Consider the following 20,177-nt stretch of genomic DNA (forward strand, 5'->3'; position numbering starts at 1 on the left):
GGCCGCGTCGTCGAGACCGGGCGGCACGAGCAGCTGCTCGCACGCGGGGGCCTCTACGCCCACCTGCACGCCACCCAGTTCGGCGCCGGCCGCAACGGCCAGGAGCGCAACCACAAGGCGCGGCCCGTGCACCCCGCCACCGAGCCGGCGCCGGCTCAGTAGTCCTCCTCGTCCCAGATCCGGACCTTCTTGGGCTTCGGCGGCGCCGGCGCCCCGTCCTCGGTCTCGTCCCGCGCCAGCACCTCACGGCGCACCGCCCAGAAGACGAAGGCGATCCCGCCGGGCATCGTGATCCACCACTGGATCGCATACGCCTGGTGCGGGCCGAGGTCTTCGGTGGGGCGCGGCAGGGGGGTCACGGGGTGACCCGACGCCGGGGTCGCCGGTGACTGCGCGCCGAGCACGAGGTAGATGTCCGCGGGCCCGACGGCGGGCCGCTGCGTCCTCGCGTCGTCGATGTCGATGCTGGCGAGCTGGCCGGCGGGCAGGTCACGGCCCAGCGACGGCTCACCGGTGCGCAGCCACCCCGTCACCTCGACCGGCCCCTGCGGCGGCGCGTCCACCCCCGGGACCTCGGCCGCCGTCGTGGCGTTCGGCACCCAGCCCCGGTCCACCAGGATCGTGCCGGCCTGCGTGGTCAACACGGTCAGCACCTCGAAGCCGGGGACGGTGTTCAGCGTACGGTTGCGCACGAGCAGGTCGGCCTCAGCGGCATACGTGCCGTGCGCGGTGACGCGGGTCCACTGACGCTCCGGGCTGAGCGGGACGCCCAGCAGCGTCGGTGTCAGCGGCACCGGGGCGGCGTCGTAGTTGGTCGCGATCGCGGTGGCCTTGGTCTGCTTCTCGACGTAGCGGCCCCACTGCCACCGGCCCAGCATGAAACAGGCGAACCCGAAGACGATGGCGACCAGCGTGCCGACCAGCCACCGACGGGTCAACCACAGGCGCAGCACCCCTTGACGTTACCCGGCATACAGTGGTGCGTATGACGCACCCGCCCCTGCCGCTCGTCCGCCCGGGCGGTCTCGTCGACCAGTTCGGTCGCGTGGCCCGCGACCTGCGCGTGTCGGTGACCGACCGGTGCAACCTGCGTTGCACGTACTGCATGCCCGCCGAGGGGCTGCCGTGGCTGCCGAAGGCCGAGATGCTGACCGACGAGGAGATGCTCCGGGTCATCGGCGTGTTCGTCCGCGACGGGGTCACGCAGGTGCGGCTGACCGGTGGTGAACCGCTGCTGCGGCGATCGATCGTCGAGCTCGTCGCCGGCATCGCGGCCCTCGCCCCCCGGCCCCGGATCGCGATGACGACCAACGGTGTCGGCCTGGCCCGGGTCGCCCAGGGCTTGGCCGACGCCGGCCTCGACCGGGTCAACGTCAGCCTCGACACGATCGACGCCGAGACCTTCACCCACCTGACCCGTCGCGACCGGCTCGGCGACGTCGAGGCAGGTCTCAAGGCGGCGGTCGACGCCGGCCTGACCCCGGTCAAGGTCAACGCGGTCGCGATGCGGGGCGTCAACGACGACACGGTCTCCGAACTGCTCGGCTGGTGCCTCGAGCGGGGCTACGAGCTGCGGTTCATCGAGCAGATGCCGCTCGACGCGCAGCACGCCTGGGACCGGCGCGACATGATCACGGCCGAGGAGATCCGGGCCCGGCTGGCCGAGCGCTACACCCTGACCCCGCTGCCCGCCGCGGAGCGGGGCAGCGCGCCGGCCGAGCGGTTCCTGGTCGACGGCGGGCCTGCGACGGTCGGGATCATCGCAAGCGTCACGGCGCCGTTCTGCGCGGCCTGCGACCGCACCCGGCTCACGGCCGACGGGCAGGTGCGCAACTGTCTCTTCTCCCGCACCGAGACCGACCTGCGCACGCCGCTGCGCGACGGTGCCGGCGACGACGAGCTGCTCGACCTGATCCGCGGCGAGATGTGGCGCAAGCGACGCGGCCACGGCATCGGCGACCCCGACTTCGTCCAGCCGGACCGCCCGATGAGCGCCATCGGCGGCTGAGAAGGCGTGCGGCGGCTGAGCCGGCGCGTGAGGTCCTGATCGGTTCACGAACTGGTCGCGTACTGGATGACGAGGCTCGAGACCGAGACGACAACCCACAGGATCCCACCCAGCAGCAGTGGCCGGAAGCCGGCCCGCCGAAGAGCCGTGAGATCGGTCGTCAGCCCGATCGCGGTCAGTGCCATGGTGATGAGGAAGACCGCCGCGAACTGCAACGGGTCCTGCCAGCCTGCAGGAACCAGGCCCAGGCTGTTGACTGTCGCCGCGATCAGGAAGCCGACGAGGAACCACGGCACCAGTCGCTTCTTGGACACCTTGGAGAACAGCGCGCCCGGTCTGTCCGAACGCTCCCGGCGCGCAACGATCGCGCTGAGTGCCACCGAGATCGGGATGATCATCAACGTGCGGGTCAGCTTGACCACGACGGCATGGTCGCCTGCTTCGTCGCCATAGATCGTGGCTGCGGCCACGACCGATGACGTGTCGTTCACGGCAGTGCCCGCAAACAGGCCGAAGGCGTCCTGGCTCATGCCCAGAAGGTGGCCGACTGGAGGGAAGAGCAGAACTGCGGCGATGTTGAACAGGAAGATGGTCGAGATCGCGTACGCGATGTCCTCGTTGCGGGCCCGGATCACCGGCGCCACCGCGGCGATCGCAGATGCGCCGCAGATGCCGGTTCCGACGCCGATGAGCGCGCGCAGGTCGCCGTCGATGCCCAGGAGCCGCCCCGCGTAGTAGGCAGCAAGGAGGCACACTGCAAGGGTGCCCAGCATCGTCGGCATCGAGTCGGCCCCCACCTGCGCAATCTGCGCGAGGGAGAGCCGGAAGCCGAGGACGACGACGGCCAGCTGAAGGACCGTCTTGGCGCAGAACCGGATCCCGGCGGCGAGCGGCGCCGGAACGTGACTGACCTGAGTGACCAGACCGCCGATGACGACTCCGGCCACGGGGGCACCGACGATGGGCGCGAGAGAGCCGAGGAAGGTGGCGACAACGGCGATGACCAGCACGATCGCCAAGCCCGGGGCGAGCCGAGCAAGCTTGCCTGCGTCAACGGTAGGCATGTGGCCGTCTCCTCACGTCCGCCGAGTGGCAACGAAGTTACTCGCTCGCCCCGCGCCGAGACGCGACCGGGGATCAGCCGTCGGCCGCGGTGAGCGCCTCGAGGGGGATCACCTCGATGAGGAAGCCGCGCAGGGCGACGAAGTCGGCGAGCGACTGCCGGTGCAGGTCACAGGCGAGCCACACCTTGCGCCGCTCGGGAGTGTGCAGCTTCGGGTTGTTCCACACGACCGCGTGCCGGGCGGCGCCGCGACAGCCCTTCGCGCTGCAGACGTGTGCCTCGTCCGCAGACGCCTCCTGCAGAGAGCTCACTGGTGGCTGCTCACTGGTCGATCTGTTTCGTCTTGTCCGGCTCCTCGGTGACGGGCGTGATGTGACCGACCTCCCGAGGGCGGACCGCGTTCGCGATGACGACGGCGAAGTAGGGCAGCACGACCGCCGCGACGATCTCGACCCAGCGCAGCCAGCCGCTCGTGACGAAGACGAGACCGAAGCAGGCGATACGGATACCCATCATCGTCAGATAGCGCCTGATCCGCTGCGGTTGGTCGTCCGAGCTCGACGTCTGGGCCGAGGTGACGGTGTGGACGACCGGCGGCTGATTCCCGTGTCCCACACTTCAACCATAAGCCCGGGCCGGTCGGGCATACCGGCCGGTAGTCCGTTAGCGTGCGGCCCAGCGACATCACCGAACCGAGCTGGGAGTCAGGGTGACTACGACCGAGCAGCGCAACGTCCTCGTGACCGGCGGCAACCGGGGGATCGGGCTGTCCATCGCCCGGGCTCTTGCCGACGACGGTCACAACGTCGTCATCACGAACCGTTCCGGGCAGGCCCCCGAGGGGCTGCGGGCCGTCCGGTGCGAGGTGACCGACAGCGCCTCCGTCGACCAGGCGTTCAAGGACGCCGAGGAGATCCTCGGCGGGCCGGTCGAGGTGCTCGTCGCCAACGCCGGGATCACCCGTGACACCCTCCTGATGCGGATGAGCGACGACGACTTCGACGCGGTCCTCGACACCAACCTCGGTGGTGCGTTCCGCTGCGCCCGCCGCGCGGCGACAGGCATGATCCGGCGCCGCCACGGACGGATCATCCTCATCTCGAGCGTCGTCGGCCTCTACGGCTCGCCCGGCCAGACCAACTACGCCGCCTCGAAGTCCGGCCTCGTCGGCCTGGCCAGGTCGATCACCCGTGAGCTCGGGGGACGCGGCATCACCGCGAACGTCGTCGCACCCGGCTTCATCGAGACGGACATGACGGCCGCCCTGCCCGAGGCGCAGCAGAAGTCATATCTCGCGAGCATCCCCGCCGGCCGGTTCGGCCGGACCGAGGAGATCGCCGACGCGGTGCGCTTTCTCGCGAGCGACGCCGCCGGCTACATCAGCGGTGCGGTGATCCCCGTCGACGGGGGACTCGGGATGGGGCACTGACGCCAGTGAGCGGCATACGGCATCATCGGTATGCCGCCCAGCCCGCTCGCGTGCGGAGCTGAACTCCCCTACGAGAAAGTGACAGGCATGGGAATCCTCGAAGGCAAGAAGCTCCTCGTGACGGGCGTCCTGATGGACAGCTCGATCGCGTTCCACGTCGCCAAGATCGCCCAGGAGGAGGGCGCCCAAGTGGTGCTCACCTCGTTCGGACGCACGATGCGGATCACGCAGACGATCGCCAAGCGGCTGCCGAGCACACCCGAGGTCCTCGAGCTCGACGTCAGCGACCAAGGGCACCTCGACTCCCTCGCGGAGCGGCTCGGGCAGCACGTCGACCGGCTCGACGGGGTGCTGCACTCGATCGGGTTCGCTCCGCCCGGCGCGTTCAACTTCATGGAGGGCACCTGGGAGGACGTCTCGACGGCGGTGCACATCTCCGCCTACAGCCTTAAGTCCCTGGCAGCCGCGGCGGTGCCGCTCATGAGCGACGGGGGCAGCGTCGTCGGGCTGACCTTCGATGCCCAGTTCGCGTGGCCGGTCTACGACTGGATGGGGGTCGCGAAGGCGGCCTTCGAGGCGACCAACCGATACCTAGCCCGCGACCTGGGGCCCAAGGGGATCCGGTGCAACCTCGTCTCCGCGGGGCCGATCCGCACCACGGCCGCCAAGTCGATCCCGGGATTCGAGCAGTTCGAGGAGACGTGGGACAACCGGGCGCCGCTCGGATGGGACATCCATGACGCCGTCCCCGCGGCCCGGGCCTGTGCGGCGCTGCTGTCCGACTGGTTCCCCGCGACGACAGGCGAGATCGTCCACGTCGACGGTGGCGTGCACGTGATGGGTCAGTGACCCGTCAATGACCCGGGGGAGGGCTCGCAGGGCTGGCCGGAGCCGCGGGTGAGCCCGGGAGCAGACGACACTCGGTCGGCTGCCCGTCCATCGCGTCGGCCTCCTCGATCTCCTCACGGGAGATGCCGAGCAGGAAGAGGACCGAGTCGAGGTAGGGCACGGTCACCGACGCGTCCGCCTGTTCGCGCACGAGCGGCTTGGCATTGAAGGCGACCCCGAGGCCGGCTGCCGCCAGCATGTCCAGGTCGTTCGCTCCGTCGCCGATCGCGACGGTCCGGCTGAGCGGCAGCCCCTCGAGGTCGGCGAACTCGCGAAGCGCGCGGGCCTTGCCGGCCCGGTCGACGACCTCTCCGAGGACCCGGCCGGTGAGAGCCCCGTCGACGATCTCGAGGCGGTTCGCCCGGACATGGTGGATGCCGAGCTCGCTCGCGAGCTGCCCGACGATCTCGAGGAAGCCTCCGGAGACGAGACCGACGGTGAACCCGAGCCGCCCGAGGGTGCGCACGAGGGTCCGGGCGCCTGCGGTGAGCTCGATGGCGTCGCGGACCTCGTCGAGGACCGAGGCCGGCAGGCCGGCGAGGGTCGCCACCCGCGCCCGCAGGGACTGCTCGAAGTCGAGCTCGCCGGCCATCGCTCGAGCCGTGACCTGCGCGACCTCGGCCTCGCGGCCGCAGTGCGCGGCCAGCATCTCGATGACCTCCTGCTGGATGAGCGTCGAGTCGACGTCCAGGACCACGAGGCGTCGGCCGAGCCGGGCCAGGCCGCCGGGGGCTACGGCGATGTCGATTCCCTCGGTGGTCGCCACAAGTGCGAGCCGCGCGCGCAGCAGCTCGACGTCCGCGCCGGAGACGGCGAACTCGACGGTGGTGACCGGGTAGCGGGACAGCCGGCGGATCCGGTCGATGTTGGCGCCGTGCTCGGCGATCTGCTGCGTCACCAGCGAGACGACCCGCGCCGTGAGCGGTGCGCCGAGCACCACGACGGCAGCCCGGCCCTGACGAGGCCGGGCGTTGTCGCCGGTGCCCTCGGTGACGCTCAGGGCGAGGTCCAGACGGTGGGCCGCGACGGCAGCCGCGTCACGCAGCCGCTCCACCCGGTCACCGGGGGCGAGCAGGAGCGCCAGGGTGAGGTGTCCGTGCACGACGACCTGCTGGATGTCGAGCACCTCGCCGCCGACCTCGTCACACTCGTCCGCGATGGCACCCAGCAGGGTCCCGGTCACCCCGGGCCGGTCGGTGCCGGTGACGGTGATGCTCAGGGTCGGCTCGGGCAGGTCGCTCACGCGCGACAGGGTATCCGCGTCACACCTCGACCCGCTGGCCCTTGCCGACCACCACGACGCCGGACTCGGTGACGGTGAAACCACGCTCCCGGTCGTGGTCGTGGTCGATCCCGATCTCCGCTCCCTCGGGGACCACGACGTTCTTGTCGATGATGGCCCGCCGGATCTGGGCGTGCCGGCCCACCCTGACGTTGTCGAGCAGCACCGAGCCCTGCACGCTCGCGTAGGAGTGCAGGTGCACGAGCGGGGACAGGACCGAGGTGTAGGCGTGGGCGCCGGAGATGACGACCCCCGGGGAGACCGCGGAGTTCAGTGCGTCGCCGACGCGGTCGCCGGTGCCGTGCACGAACTTCGCGGGTGGGTACGGTGCGTGCTGCGTGTACATGGGCCACTCGTAGTTGTACAGGTTGAAGACGGGATGGACCGAGACGAGGTCCATGTGCGCGTCGTAGTAAGAGTCGAGGGTGCCGACGTCGCGCCAGTAGCCGCGGTCGCGGTCGGTCGCCCCGGGCACCTCGTTGTCCTTGAAGTCGTAGACACCGGCGTCACCCCGGGCCACGAACGCGGGGACGATGTCTCCTCCCATGTCGTGGTTGGTGCTCCCGAGGTCCTGGTCCAGGCTCACGGCCTGCTCGAGCGCGTCGGCGGTGAAGACGTAGTTGCCCATCGAGGCGAGGACCTCGTCGGGGCTGTCCGGCAGGCCCTGCGGGTTGTCGGGCTTCTCGAGGAACGCGGCGATCCGGGTGCGGTCGCCCGGGTCGACCTCGATGACGCCGAACTGGTTGGCCAGCGCGATCGGCTGCCGGATCGCCGCGACGGTCACGCCGCGGCCCGACTCGATGTGCTGCTCCACCATCTGGCTGAAGTCCATCCGGTAGACGTGGTCGGCCCCCACCACGACGATGTACTCCGGCTTCGCGTCGTGCACGAGGTTGAGGCTCTGGAAGATCGCGTCGGCACTGCCCCGGTACCACGTCTTGCCGACCCGCTGCTGCGCCGGGACCGTGGTGATGTAGTTGCCGAGCAACGTCGACAGGCGCCACGTCTTCGTCACGTGGGTGTCGAGGCTGTGTGACTTGTACTGGGTCAGCACGATGACCTGCAGGTAGCCGGAGTTGACGACGTTGGACAGGGCGAAGTCGATGAGCCGGTAGATGCCCCCGAAGGGGACCGCCGGCTTGGCGCGGTCGGCGGTGAGCGGCATGAGCCGTTTGCCCTCGCCCCCCGCGAGTACGACGGCGAGAACCTTCGGACCTGATGACGGGCTGCGGCGTGCCATGTCCCACACCCTAGAGGCCCGCCGCGTGAATCGGGGAGGGGCCCACGGCGAAGACCGCGCGGCGGGTGCGGTCCCGATAGGCTCGGCCAATGCGCGTCGACATCCTCAGCAAGGAGTACCCGCCGGCGATCTACGGTGGAGCCGGTGTTCATGTGGCCGAGCTGGTCCGGGCGCTGCGCAGCCGCGGCGACCTCGACGTGCGGGTGCGCTGCTTCGGGGCGCCGCGTGACGAGGCCGGCACGACGGCATACCCCGACCTGCCCGAGCTCGCGGGTGCGAACGCTGCGATCCAGACCCTCGGGGTCGACCTGACGATGGCGGACGACTGCGTGGGAGCAGACGTCGTGCACTCGCACACGTGGTACGCGAACCTCGCAGGGCACCTCGCCTCGCTGCTGGGCGGCATGCCCCATGTCGTCACCGCGCACTCGCTCGAGCCGATGCGGCCGTGGAAGGCGGAGCAGCTCGGCGGAGGCTACCGGGTCTCCTCCTTCGCCGAGCGCACCGCGTACGAGTCCGCAGCGGCCGTCATCGCGGTCAGCGGTGGCATGCGTGCGGACATCCTGCGCAGCTACCCGGCGCTGGATCCCGCTCGGGTGCACGTGGTGCACAACGGGATCGACTCGCAGCTGTGGCAGCCGGACCGCTCGGTCGAGGCCCGGGCGGTCGTCGAGAAGCACGGCGTCGACCCCGATGCCCCGGCTGTCGTCTTCGTCGGCCGGATCACCCGCCAGAAGGGCCTGCCCTACCTGCTGCGGGCCGTGCGCGAGCTCGACCCGGCTGTCCAGCTCGTCTTCTGCGCCGGGGCACCCGACACGCCCGAGATCATGGCGGAGGTCGAACAACGCATCGACGAGCTGGGCAAGACCCGACGTGGCGTGCGCTGGATCGCCGACATGCTGCCGCGGGCGGAGGTCGTCGCGCTGCTCAGCCACGGCACGGTCTTCGCCTGCCCCTCGGTCTACGAGCCGCTCGGCATCGTCAACCTCGAGGCCATGGCCTGTGAGCTGCCCGTCGTCGCGACCGCGACCGGGGGGATCCCCGAGGTCGTCGTCGACGGCGAGACGGGCTGGCTCGTCCCGATCGAGCAGGTCCAGGACGGCACCGGCACACCGGTCGACTCGGACCGCTTCGTCGCCGACCTCGCAGCCGCCCTCGGCGACGCGCTGTCCGACCGGTCCCGGGCTCGCCGGATGGGCGTGGCCGGGCGGGCCCGGGCCGTCGAGTCCTTCTCCTGGGCCTCGATCGGCGAGCAGACCCTCGAGGTCTACCGGTCGATCGGCTCGCCGGTGCCGTGATGCCGGCCCGCAGCTGACTCGCGGGTCGGTGGGTCAGGCAGGCTGGGCGGCGGGGCAGGCAGGCTGAGAGGGTCAGGCGGAGCGCCAGCCGGCCAACACCATGACCGCGACGTTCGTGGCCTCGGCGAGCGCTCGGTCGGCGTCCGAGCCGAGCGAGCGCAGCAGCTGCTCCCTCCGCCCGGCGGTCGTGGCATCGACGCCATGTGACCCCAAGCCGGTCAGCGACCGGCCACGGTCGGCCAGCTGTGCCGCGCCGGCAGCGATCGCCATGACGTGCAGCGCCTTGTCCGGAACCTGCTCCGGCAGCCCCCAGAGCGAGTGGCGCAGGCCGGCCTCGGCCTCGGCCCGTGCCTCCCGCTCCCATGGATGTCCCCCTGCGGACTCGAACTGCTCGCTGTGGTGTCGCATCCGGTCGAGCAGCTCACGTTCGGTCTGACGCAGGTCGAGCATCTCGAGACGATGCCGGGGGGTCGGCTCGGCGTCGTAGCCGGTCCAGTCGATGCGCACCCCGGTATCGCCGTCCGGCCCGTACTCCGTCAGGGTCGGGACGAGCACGCCGCCGGCTCCCGCCACATGGACGCACTCGCCGGCCTGCGCGGCATGACCTGCCGCGTCGGGAGCACAGCGCGGCAGCCCGTCGAGGCATCCCGGGCGGGGTAGCGCCACGAGGAGGGCCCGCTCGCCGATGTCGCCCCAGGCCTGCAGCGTCGGCGCGATCCCGGTGACATGGTCGACGTCCGGCAGGGACCGCTCGATGGCGTCGGGCAGTGCAATGTCGCCCCGCCAGGCGATCGTCGTCCACAGCGCGACACGCACGCACGCGGGCAGCTCGGGCACCTCGTCATCGTAGGGTGTCCGACCGGCCCGGCCCGGCACCCGTGGCATAGGGTCGCTGTCATGAGCGACGTCCTGGCCCTGGCCGATGTCACCGTGCGCCGGGGCACCTCGACGCTGCTCGACGGCATCGACTGGGAGGTCGAGGAGGGCGAACGCTGGGTCGTGCTCGGCCCCAACGGCGCCGGCAAGACGACGCTCCTGTCTATCGCCGCGGCCCGGATGCACCCGACCTGCGGGGTGGCCGGGATCCTGGGCGAGGTGCTCGGCGCCGTCGACGTCTTCGAGCTGCGCCCCCGGATCGGCCTGGCCAGCGCGTCGATGGCAGAACGCATCCCGGCCGGCGAGATCGTGGGCAACGTGGTGGTCACGGCGTCGTACGGGATCGTGGGCCGCTGGCGAGAGCACTACGACGACGTCGACTACGCACGTGCGATGACCCTGCTGCACTCCCTGGGCGCCGACCACCTCGCGGACCGTCGCTTCGGCACTCTCAGCGAAGGCGAGCGCAAGCGGGTCCAGATCGCTCGTGCGCTCATGACCGACCCGGAGCTGATGCTGCTCGACGAACCGGCCGCAGGTCTCGACCTCGGCGGTCGGGAGGACCTGGTGCAGCGGCTCGGTGACCTCGCGGCGGACACCGAGGCGCCGGCACTGGTCCTCGTGACGCACCACGTCGAGGAGATCCCGCCCGGGTTCACCGACGTGCTGATGCTCCGGCAGGGCAGGGTCGTCGCGGCGGGTCCACTCGCGTTGACGCTCACCGAGGCGAACCTGTCCGCGACCTTCGACATGCCTCTCGAGCTCGAGCAGCGTGGGGACCGCTGGGCAGCCAGGCGCAGGGTTGGAGCCCTGGTGTGACCGACGACGGCGTCGAAGCGATGCGCGCACGGAACTGCGGCAGGACCACAAGCGTTACAGCGACAAGGCGTACAACGACAGAAGGACGGGTTCGGCGTGTTCGAGGGGCATGGCTGGCTGGTCTGGCTCGGGGTAGCGCTGGCGCTCGTCGCGATCGAGGCCGTGACGGTGGACTTCACGTTCCTCATGCTCGCGGGCGGCGCCATCGGGGGATCTGTCGCCGCAGCGTTCGGAGCGCCATTCCCGGTCCAGGCGATCGTCGGGGCCGTCGTCGCGGTCGTCCTGCTCGCAACCGTGCGCCCATGGCTGAAGGGCCGCTTCACGCCCGGACAGCGCGAGAAGATGGGGGCCGAAGCCAACATCGGACGTTCGGCCTACGTCATCGACCGGGTGACCCAGTCCGGTGGACGGGTCAAGCTCGCCGGCGAGACGTGGAGCGCGCGCACCCTCGGCTCGAGCATCGAGCCGGGTGAGGAGGTCGTCGTCGAGTCCATCGACGGTGCCACGGCGATCGTCAGCCGCGCCCAGATCGGCGGGATGCCGGATCGCACCGACATCGGCGGGCCGACTGGTTCGCTGTGACACCCGGCGCGCCCCCGTCTGGGTGACGCGCCGACGACAGGGAAGGGCACAACCGTGGACCCAGTTCTCATCATCGCGGTGCTCGTCATCGTGGTGGCCTTCATCATCGTGCTGCGCACGGTACGGATCGTGCCGCAACAGACGGCGCAGATCGTCGAGCGGCTCGGTGGCTACAACAAGACGCTGACGGCAGGGATCCACTTCCTCGTCCCGTTCGTCGACAAGGTGCGGGCCAACATCGACCTACGCGAGCAGGTCGTGACCTTCCCGCCGCAGCCGGTCATCACATCGGACAACCTCGTCGTCAGCATCGACACGGTCATCTACTACTCCGTGATCGATGCGAAGGCCGCCGTCTACGAGATCGCCAACTTCATCCAGGGCATCGAGCAGCTGACCGTGACGACGCTGCGCAACGTGATCGGCTCGCTCGACCTGGAGCAGACCCTGACGAGCCGTGACCAGATCAACGGCCAGCTCCGGGGCGTCCTCGACGAGGCGACCGGCAAGTGGGGCATCCGGGTCAACCGGGTCGAGCTGAAGGCGATCGACCCGCCGCACTCGGTGCAGGACTCGATGGAGCAGCAGATGCGCGCCGAGCGCAACCGCCGCGCCGCGATCCTGACCGCCGAGGGTGTCAAACAGTCGGCGATCCTGACCGCCGAGGGCGAGAAGCAGAGCCAGATCCTGCGCGCCGAGGGCTCCGCCCAGGCTCGCATCCTCGAGGCTCAGGGCCAGTCGCGCGCCATCCAGCAGGTCTTCTCGGCCATCCACCGCGGCAGGCCGACCCAGAAGCTGCTCGCCTACCAGTACCTGCAGGTGCTTCCCCAGATCGCCCAGGGCGACAGCAACAAGATGTGGATCATCCCCTCCGAGGTGACCGATGCGCTGCGCGGCATCAGCGGAGCGCTCGGCACGCCGGGGCAGCCGGCGGGCTCGGACGAGGACGAGTGGGTCGAGACGGGCGTGCCGGACGACGACGCGTTCGCCGAGACGGTCCTCGAGGACCCCGCCAAGGCCCTTGCCGAGGCCCGCGGCCAGGCCGCGCAGGCGAGCGCAGAGTCCACCGAGCACGCGTCCCCGGTGAGCCGGCAGCAGCCCGCGCTTCGCCCACCGGCCGACCAGGTGCCCCCTCGCCCGACCCCGGCAGCCCCGTCCTTCCCCGACCCGCCGGCGATCGCCGAGCCACCCGGACCGGACGGCGAGGGCGACGACACCACCCGCTGAGACGAGACGGACGACACCCGGTGACCCGACAGTAGGGTGACCGGGTGTCCATATGGTCCGCGCTCGCCATCGCGTTGGCCGGCGTCGGCGCCGGCACCATCAACGCGATCGTGGGCTCGGGCACCCTGCTCACCTTCCCGACCCTGCTCTTCTTCGGCATCAACCCCCTGACGGCCAACGTGTCGAACAACCTCGGGATCGTCGCGGGAGGTGTCAGCGGGTCGTGGGGCTACCGGCACGAGCTGACCGGTCAGGGTCCGACGCTGCGCCGGCTCATGCCCCTGTCGCTGGTCGGCTCCGTGGTCGGGGCGGGGCTGCTGCTGGTCCTGCCGCCTGCCGCGTTCAACGCGATCGTGCCGCTGCTCATCGCGCTGGGGGTCGTCCTCGTCGTGCTTGGCCCCCGGATCCAGGGTCGGGTCCGAGGTGGCGCGCACGAGCCCGAGCCCCGCTGGCACGCCCCGGCAATGGGGGCCGGCGTGCTGCTGGCAGGGATGTACGGCGGGTACTTCGGGGCGGCGCAGGGAGTCCTGCTGATGGGCATCCTCAGCGTGCTGTCGAGCGAGCCGCTGCAGCGACTCAACGGCTACAAGAACGTGCTGACGCTCATCGCGAACTTCGTGGCGGCCATCGTCTTCCTGCTGTTCGCCCGAGACCACATCGACTGGCTCGTGGTCGCGCTCATCGCGGTGGGATCCTTCTGCGGAGGCATCATCGGCGCTCGGGTCGGCCGACGGTTCCCGCCGAACGTCCTGCGCGGCATCATCGTGGTCATCGGGGTCGTCGCGATCGTCAAGCTCGTCGGGTTCCCCTGACCGCCCCGAACCGGTCCGGCGGGCGCACGTCCGGACTGGCCGCCGGGACACAGCCAACTACCCTGTTGGCCGTGCCCGTCCGTGTCACCGACCCGACCGACCCCCGGCTGACCGACTACGTCGCGCTCACCGACGTGGCGCTGCGACGGCGCACCGAGCCGGCGCGAGGCCTCTACATCGCCGAGAGCGAGAAGGTCATCCGCCGGGCCCTCGCGGCCGGGCACCGCCCACGCTCCTACCTCATGGCGCAGCGATGGCTCACCGATCTCGCCGACCTCGTCGAGCAGGCCGAGACCCACGACGTGCCGGTCTATGTCGGGCAGCGCGACGTCATCGAGCAGCTCACCGGCTTCCACCTGCACCGGGGGGCGCTCGCGGCGATGCAGCGCCCCGTGCTGCCGACCGTGGGCGAGCTGGTCAGGCAAGCCCCGCGGGTCGCCGTCTTCGAGGACTTCGTCGAGCACACGAACGTGGGGTATTCCAAGGTTCGAGAGTCGGAGCCGAAGCTGCAGGTGCCCACACGGTCGAGGATCGCCGTCCTCGAGGACTTGGTGGACCATACAAACGTAGGCGCGTGCTTCAGATCAGCCGCGGCCATGGGCCTCGACGCCGTCTTGGTCACCCCGCGTTGCGCGGACCCGCTCTACCGGCGATCCATCCGCGTCTCGATGGGCACGGTCTTCCAAGTGCCGTGGACACGCATCGAGCCTTGGCCGAGTGGGATCGAACTGCTGAAGGAGGCAGGCTACGTCGTGGCGGGGATGACGCTGGCCGATGATGCGATCACGCTGGACGAGCTAGTAGAGCAGGACCACCCGAAGCTGGCACTCGTGTTCGGGACTGAAGGGGATGGTCTGTCTCCGTGGACCTCATCGACCGTCGACGTCCGAGTCAAGATCCCGATGTTGGGTGGAGTCGACTCGCTGAACGTCGCAGCCTCATCAGCGGTTGCGTTCTACGCGACGCGATGACGGACTCCGATCCTCCGTCCGGGGCGGGCGGCTAGCGGTACGAGCGCACCACGGAGGACGTGCAGTCGCACGCCTTCATGAGATTATCAGGCTCGATCCAGGCCAGCGACAAAGGGATGTTGGTCCGTAGAGTCGGGATCGCGCTACGGGCCGATGCCGATCCGGGTGAGGACAGCGTGCAGTGTCATAAGGTCGAGAATCCAGGAGGCATGGGACGTGCGGGACGAGGGAAGAGTGAACTGTGGCGCTGAAGAAGTCTGACCTCTACTCCTCACTGTGGAGCAGCGCTGACGAGCTGCGCGGCTCGATGGACGCGAGTCAGTACAAGGACTACGTCCTGACCCTGCTGTTCGTGAAGTACGTGTCGGACAAGGCGAAGACCGACAAATCTTCACTTATCTATGTCCCGGAGGACGGCTCCTTCGACTACCTCGTCTCCCTCAAGGGAAAACCCGACGTGGGCGAGAAGGTCAACATCGCCATCCGTCGTCTCGCTGACGAGAACGACCTGCTCGGGGTCATCAACAACGCCGACTTCGACGACCCTGCCAAGCTGGGGGCGGGCAAGGAGCTCCAGACCAAGGTCTCGAACCTCATCGGGATCTTCCAGGACATGGACTTCTCCGGCTCTACCGCCGAGGGTGATGACCTCCTGGGCGACGCGTACGAGTACCTGATGCGGCACTTCGCCACTCAGTCGGGCAAGAGCAAGGGCCAGTTCTATACGCCCGCCGAGGTATCCCGGGTGATCGCGCAGCTGCTCCAGATCCCGGCGGATACCCCTAAGAGCACGACTGTCTATGACCCGACCTGCGGTTCTGGGTCGCTGCTCATCAAGGTCGCTGACGCAGCCCCGAATGGTCTGTCGATCTACGGCCAGGAGAACGACAACGCGACCTGGGCACTGGCGCGGATGAACATGTTCCTCCACGGCTATGACACGCACGTCCTGCGGCAGGGCAACACTTTGGCGGACCCGAAGTTTACAGAGAACGGCAACCTCAAGCGGTTCGACTACCTCGTGGCCAATCCGCCCTTCTCGGTGAAGACCTGGACCAACGGCTTCGACTGGTCCTACGGACGATTCGATGGCTTTGACACCCCGCCGGACAAGAACGGCGATTACGCGTTCCTCCTGCACATGGTGAAGTCGTTGATGCCGCGTGGGAAGGGTGTCGTCGTCCTCCCGCACGGGGTGCTGTTCCGTGGCAACTCAGAGGCGCGAATCCGCACCGAGCTCATCAAGCGTGGCTACATCAAGGCGATCATCGGACTGCCGGCGAACCTCTTCTACGGCACCGGTATTCCTGCGTGCTTGATCGTGCTCGACAAGGAGGATGCCCAGGCGCGGTCCGGCATCTTCATGATCGACGCAAGCAAGGGCTTCGCCAAGGACGGGCCCAAGAATCGCCTGCGCCCGCGGGACATGCACAAGATCGTGGACGCCTTCACCGGCGGCAAGATGATCGAGGGCTACTCCCGCATGGTGCCGGTCAGCGAGATCGCTGATCCGAAGAACGACTACAACCTCAACATCCCGCGCTACATCGACTCCTCCGAGCCCGAGGATATCCAGGACCTGCGCGCTCATATCCACGGCGGCATCCCCAACCGTGACCTCGACGCGTTGCAGCCCTACTGGGAGGCGTTCCCGTCTCTCCGGAACCAGCTCTTCACGCCCCTGCGCGAGGGCTACTCCGAGCTGAAGGTGGAGCCGAGCGAGATACGGTCCACCGTCACTGGCTCCGACGAGTATGAGGCCTTCGCGCGTGACACCGCGGCCACCGTGCAGCAGTGGTGGGCATCCAAGCGTACTTTGCTGGAAGGGATCAACGCGGACACGAAGCCGGCGGAACTCATCGGCGATATCTCAGAGGCGCTCCTCGAGGCGTTTCGGTCGCGGCCGCTGATCGACGAGTACGGCGTCTACGAACAGCTTATGAGCTATTGGAACGACGTTATGAACGACGACGTGTCTCTGGTTGTCAGGGAAGGCTGGACCCAGGCCGTCCAGCCGCGCCCGGCACGCGCCTGGAGGGACAAGAACGACAAGCCCAAGTACGAAGACGCCCACATCGTTCTCGGCGCTGGTGCCAAGGCTCAGCGCTGGGTCATGGACCTGCTTCCGCCTGAGCACATCGTCGCCCGGTACTTCGCTGCCGAGCAAGCCGAGCTCGATCGACTAGTGGAGGCACGTGATGCGGCAATGCTCGCGTTGACGGAGTACATCGAAGAGCATGCCATCGAAGGTGGGTTGCTATTCGATGCTGCGGATGACGACGGGAAGCTGCCGAAGAAGGCCGCAGCCGACTACCTTAAGGAAACAAATCGCGAGGGCGGAGACCCCGATGAGGCTGACGCCCTTACGAAGGTCGCGGCGCTGTACCGGGTAGAAGATAAGGCCAAGAAGGCCGTCAAGGACGCGACGACCGTGCTGAACGTGAAGACAGTCGATAAGTACGCGGCGCTGTCGAAGGTTGAGGTGCAGGACCTCGTGATCGCCTCCAGGTGGGGAGCGAGTATTCAGCGCCGTATAGACGGCGAGGTGACTGCTCTTGGACAGGTTCTCGTAGAGCGTCTCGCCACCCTTGCTCGTCGCTATGAAGCGACAATTGGCGAGATTGAGAGTCAGGTGGAAATTCTTGCGGCGAAGGTCGAGTCTCATCTCGGTGCTATGGGGCTTGGATCATGACCGACGAGTGGACGACTCTAGGCTCCGCCACTACGTGGCAATCTGGCGGGACCCCTTCAAGGTTGAATCCGGACTACTGGGGCGGGTCGGTGCCATGGATATCTGCGTTCACCCTTAAAGGGGCGCGTCTGTCCACCTCGGACCAGTCTCTAACGACAGCTGGCGTCGCAGCAGGAAGTAAAGTCGCTCCCGAGGGGGCAGTCCTCGTGCTCGTGCGAGGAATGGCTCTGCATAGCGAATTGCGCGCTGGGGTAGCGGCGCGACCGCTCGCCTTCAACCAGGACGTCAAGGCAATGCTGCCTATCTCGGGCGTTGAGCCCGAGTTCTTACTATTCTCACTGCAGGCACGTGAGTCTCAGATCCTTAAGCTTGTCACGTCGGCCGGTAGTGGGACGGGAGTGCTTACCTCTGACCGACTGAAGGCAATTCCACTTTGGATTCCGTCCATCAAGACCCAACGGAGTATCTGTAGCACCATCGGTGATGCAGACTTGCTGATTGAATTGCTGGAACGACTGATTGCGAAGAAGCGTAATGTCAAGCAAGGCGTAATGCAGGAGCTCCTCACCGGCCGCACCCGCCTCCCCGGTTTCACTGGTGAGTGGGTCGAGTCTGAGCTCGCCAGTTTAATTGATGGCCTCATTGCTGGCACATCTGTCAGATCCGTTGCTGGCGCGCCTCGTCCGGGAGTGCTAAAGACGTCTGCGGTGCGTGCTGGTCGGGTAGACGAGCTCGAGGTGAAGAGAATCTTGCCCGAGGATGTCTCACGGGCCAGGTGCATGCCGGAGGCTAACTCGATCCTTGTGAGCCGCATGAACACGCCTGCAATGGTGGGCGAGGTGGGTTATGTAGAGCGAGACCTGCCAGGTGTCTATTTGCCAGACAGGCTATGGCTCGCTCGCCCTCGAAAAGACGCAGGTACAAATATGCCGTGGCTTGCCGCGCTGCTGTCGTTTGGTGCGACAGCTGAATCCGTACGCGGCCTCGCCACTGGAACCAGCGATAGCATGAAAAATATCGCCAAAAGTCGGCTCCTGGCTCTCAAAGTCAAATCTCCGTCTAGCAGTGAGCAAAACGCTATCGGCTCTGTACTTGCAGATATAGATTCGGAAATCGCAGCTGTCGAGCGTCGTCTCGATTCCGCACGGGCAGTGAAGGCCGGGATGATGCAGGAGCTACTCACAGGACGCGCGCGTCTACCAGTCAAGGAGGACGCATGAGCACAGTCGGTCAGCGAGAGCGTGAGACACAGCGCCGCGTAGTCCAGCTATTCCAGGACGAGCTAGGGTTCGCATATGGGGGCAACCTCAAGGATCGAGACAATCGGAACGTCGACGAGGCAAAGCTACGAGCATCCCTGATCAGCCGAGGCTACGACGAGGTCCTGGTTTCGCGTGCGGTCCAGCAGTTGGTCACAGCGGCGGCCCTCGGTAGTGGCAGTTCGCTCTATGACCAGAACCGCAAAGTTTATGAGCTGCTCCGTTATGGCGCGAAGGTCAAGACTGACGTCGGGGAGACCACCCAGACTGTCCACTTGATCGACTGGGCGAAGCCGGCGGAGAACGACTTCGTCGTGGCCGAGGAAGTCACGGTCAAGGGAGTCCATACGAAGCGCCCCGACCTGGTGCTCTACGTCAACGGCATCGCGCTAGGCGTGATCGAGCTGAAGCGATCGACGGTGAGCGTGGCCAGCGGTATCCGTCAGAACATCGGCAACCAGCGTGATGACTTCGTTCGACCGTTCTTCACCACGGTCCAGCTGTTGTTCGCCGGCAACGACTCCGAAGGGCTCCGCTACGGCGTGATCGAGACGCCGGAGAAGTATTGGCTCCGGTGGAAGGAGGAGGGCGAGAACGCCGACCTCGACCTTGCGATCACCCAGATGTGCTCGAAGGAACGCTTCTTGGAGCTCATTCACGACTTCATCGTCTACGACGCCGGCGTGAAGAAGGCTGCACGGCACAACCAGTACTTCGGGGTGAAGGCGTCGCAGGCACGCATCGCGAAGCGCGAGGGCGGTATCGTCTGGCACACACAGGGTTCGGGTAAGAGCCTGACGATGGTCTGGCTGGCCAAGTGGATCCTGGAGACGCAGGAGAACGCGCGCGTCCTCGTCATCACGGACCGCACCGAGCTGGATGAACAAATCTCCGACGGGTTCCGAGGGGTCGGGGAGCGGATCGTCCAGACCGAGTCAGGCGCGGACATGCTCGCGCTGCTCGGTGCTTCCAACCCGCCGCTCATCTGCTCGCTCGTACACAAATTCCGCGGCACCGGTGACTCATCCCGTGACAAGGACGCCGAGGAATTCGCGAGGGAGCTACGAACAAAGGTGCCTGACGGCTTCCGTGCCAAGGGAAACATCTTCGTGTTCGTCGACGAAGCCCACCGTACTCAGAGTGGTCAGATGCACCGCACGATGAAGGAGCTCCTGCCTGGAGTGATGTTCATCGGCTTCACAGGGACGCCGCTGCTCAAGAAGGAAAAGAAGACCAGCATCGAGACCTTCGGGTCCTTCATCCACACCTACAAGTTCGACGAGGCCGTCCATGACGGTGTCGTGCTGGATCTGAAGTACGAGGCGCGCAAGGTTGACCAGACGCTCCAAGGAGCCGCTGCGGTCGACAAATGGTTCGAGGCCAAGACCCGTGGGCTTACGGACCTGTCGAAGGCGCGTTTGAAGAAGAAGTGGGGCACGATGCAGAAGGTCTTCGCCTCTGCTCCGCGTTCGGACCAGATCGTCCAGGACATTCTGATGGACATGGAGATTCAGCCGCGGCTGCTCAGCGGGCGCGGCAACGCCATGCTGGTGAGCGACTCAGTCTACCAAGCCTGCACGTTCTACGAAGCCTTCGTGAAGAAGGGCTTCCGCGGCAAGGTTGCGATCGTCACCAGCTTTAAGCCGAACCCGAGTGCGATCTCGAAGGAGGACGCTGGTAAACATTCAGCCGGGGTTCCGGGTGAGGGCATGATTTGTGGCCGCCGGTGAC

19 protein-coding genes are annotated in these 20,177 nt (G+C 67.6%); 12 read left to right on the top strand and 7 right to left on the bottom strand.

All coding sequences use genetic code 11. The features are described 5' to 3' along the window. Nucleotides 1-155: 155 nt before the first annotated feature. Nucleotides 156-953, bottom strand: coding sequence for an SURF1 family protein (locus L0H79_RS11200; protein ID WP_301484684.1), 798 nt, complete (start codon nucleotides 951-953; stop codon nucleotides 156-158). A 32-nt stretch (nucleotides 954-985) separates the two neighbouring features. On the opposite strand from L0H79_RS11200, the gene moaA reads away from it, so the two are divergent. Beyond that, entirely contained in the window at nucleotides 986-2,008 is a 1,023-nt protein-coding gene (gene moaA / locus L0H79_RS11205; protein WP_301484685.1) for a GTP 3',8-cyclase MoaA, read from the top strand. Between the two features lie 44 nt (nucleotides 2,009-2,052). Here the strand turns inward: moaA and L0H79_RS11210 are convergent, their stop codons facing one another. From L0H79_RS11210 to L0H79_RS11220, 3 genes are all read right to left on the bottom strand, one after another. Next, nucleotides 2,053-3,072 (bottom strand): YeiH family protein, encoded by a 1,020-nt coding sequence (locus L0H79_RS11210; protein ID WP_301484687.1) that lies wholly within the window; start codon nucleotides 3,070-3,072, stop codon nucleotides 2,053-2,055. A 73-nt stretch (nucleotides 3,073-3,145) separates the two neighbouring features. After that, nucleotides 3,146-3,382 (bottom strand): hypothetical protein, encoded by a 237-nt coding sequence (locus L0H79_RS11215; RefSeq protein WP_301484689.1) that lies wholly within the window; start codon nucleotides 3,380-3,382, stop codon nucleotides 3,146-3,148. 10 nt (nucleotides 3,383-3,392) lie between these two features. Next, nucleotides 3,393-3,686 (bottom strand): DUF3099 domain-containing protein, encoded by a 294-nt coding sequence (locus L0H79_RS11220; RefSeq protein WP_301484690.1) that lies wholly within the window; start codon nucleotides 3,684-3,686, stop codon nucleotides 3,393-3,395. A gap of 94 nt (nucleotides 3,687-3,780) precedes the next feature. On the opposite strand from L0H79_RS11220, the gene L0H79_RS11225 reads away from it, so the two are divergent. Continuing rightward, on the top strand, nucleotides 3,781-4,500 hold the full coding sequence (locus L0H79_RS11225; RefSeq protein ID WP_301484691.1) for a beta-ketoacyl-ACP reductase: 720 nt from the start codon (nucleotides 3,781-3,783) through the stop codon (nucleotides 4,498-4,500). A gap of 87 nt (nucleotides 4,501-4,587) precedes the next feature. Next, nucleotides 4,588-5,349 (top strand): enoyl-ACP reductase FabI, encoded by a 762-nt coding sequence (fabI, locus tag L0H79_RS11230; RefSeq protein WP_301484692.1) that lies wholly within the window; start codon nucleotides 4,588-4,590, stop codon nucleotides 5,347-5,349. 4 nt (nucleotides 5,350-5,353) lie between these two features. Here fabI and serB read toward each other — a convergent pair whose 3' ends face one another. Both serB and glgC read right to left on the bottom strand, forming a co-directional pair. Then, complete coding sequence (serB, locus tag L0H79_RS11235; RefSeq protein ID WP_301484704.1) at nucleotides 5,354-6,622, bottom strand: phosphoserine phosphatase SerB; 1,269 nt, start codon at nucleotides 6,620-6,622, stop codon at nucleotides 5,354-5,356. A gap of 28 nt (nucleotides 6,623-6,650) precedes the next feature. After that, nucleotides 6,651-7,910, bottom strand: a complete 1,260-nt coding sequence (glgC, locus tag L0H79_RS11240; RefSeq protein WP_301484693.1) for a glucose-1-phosphate adenylyltransferase — start codon at nucleotides 7,908-7,910, stop codon at nucleotides 6,651-6,653. Nucleotides 7,911-7,999: 89 nt separating this feature from the next. Between glgC and glgA the strand changes: the two genes are divergently transcribed. Continuing rightward, complete coding sequence (gene glgA / locus L0H79_RS11245) at nucleotides 8,000-9,208, top strand: glycogen synthase (protein ID WP_301484694.1); 1,209 nt, start codon at nucleotides 8,000-8,002, stop codon at nucleotides 9,206-9,208. Nucleotides 9,209-9,280: 72 nt separating this feature from the next. Here the strand turns inward: glgA and L0H79_RS11250 are convergent, their stop codons facing one another. Then, the gene (locus L0H79_RS11250; RefSeq protein WP_301484695.1) at nucleotides 9,281-10,045 is read right to left on the bottom strand and encodes a hypothetical protein; all 765 of its coding nucleotides are present in this window, start codon (nucleotides 10,043-10,045) and stop codon (nucleotides 9,281-9,283) included. 60 nt (nucleotides 10,046-10,105) lie between these two features. On the opposite strand from L0H79_RS11250, the gene L0H79_RS11255 reads away from it, so the two are divergent. From L0H79_RS11255 to L0H79_RS11290, 8 genes are all read left to right on the top strand, one after another. Continuing rightward, nucleotides 10,106-10,903: an ABC transporter ATP-binding protein gene (locus tag L0H79_RS11255; RefSeq protein WP_301484696.1), complete on the top strand. Its 798-nt coding sequence runs from the start codon at nucleotides 10,106-10,108 to the stop codon at nucleotides 10,901-10,903. Between the two features lie 96 nt (nucleotides 10,904-10,999). Further along, nucleotides 11,000-11,485: an NfeD family protein gene (locus L0H79_RS11260; RefSeq protein WP_301484697.1), complete on the top strand. Its 486-nt coding sequence runs from the start codon at nucleotides 11,000-11,002 to the stop codon at nucleotides 11,483-11,485. 54 nt (nucleotides 11,486-11,539) lie between these two features. Beyond that, nucleotides 11,540-12,712, top strand: coding sequence for an SPFH domain-containing protein (locus L0H79_RS11265; protein WP_301484698.1), 1,173 nt, complete (start codon nucleotides 11,540-11,542; stop codon nucleotides 12,710-12,712). 44 nt (nucleotides 12,713-12,756) lie between these two features. Further along, nucleotides 12,757-13,524: a sulfite exporter TauE/SafE family protein gene (locus tag L0H79_RS11270; protein WP_301484699.1), complete on the top strand. Its 768-nt coding sequence runs from the start codon at nucleotides 12,757-12,759 to the stop codon at nucleotides 13,522-13,524. Nucleotides 13,525-13,595: 71 nt separating this feature from the next. Then, nucleotides 13,596-14,495 (top strand): RNA methyltransferase, encoded by a 900-nt coding sequence (locus L0H79_RS11275; protein WP_301484700.1) that lies wholly within the window; start codon nucleotides 13,596-13,598, stop codon nucleotides 14,493-14,495. Between the two features lie 241 nt (nucleotides 14,496-14,736). Next, nucleotides 14,737-17,187 (top strand): class I SAM-dependent DNA methyltransferase, encoded by a 2,451-nt coding sequence (locus L0H79_RS11280; RefSeq protein ID WP_301484701.1) that lies wholly within the window; start codon nucleotides 14,737-14,739, stop codon nucleotides 17,185-17,187. Further along, nucleotides 17,184-18,407: a restriction endonuclease subunit S gene (locus L0H79_RS11285; RefSeq protein ID WP_301484702.1), complete on the top strand. Its 1,224-nt coding sequence runs from the start codon at nucleotides 17,184-17,186 to the stop codon at nucleotides 18,405-18,407. The genes L0H79_RS11280 and L0H79_RS11285 overlap by 4 nt, the downstream gene beginning before the upstream one ends. Next, nucleotides 18,404-20,176 (top strand): type I restriction endonuclease subunit R, encoded by a 1,773-nt coding sequence (locus tag L0H79_RS11290; protein ID WP_301484703.1) that lies wholly within the window; start codon nucleotides 18,404-18,406, stop codon nucleotides 20,174-20,176. Before L0H79_RS11285 ends, L0H79_RS11290 begins: the two co-directional genes overlap by 4 nt. The last annotated feature ends 1 nt before the right edge of the window (nucleotide 20,177 follow it).

Source organism: Intrasporangium sp., from assembly GCF_030452765.1.
Classification (GTDB): Bacteria; Actinomycetota; Actinomycetes; order Actinomycetales; family Dermatophilaceae; genus Intrasporangium_A.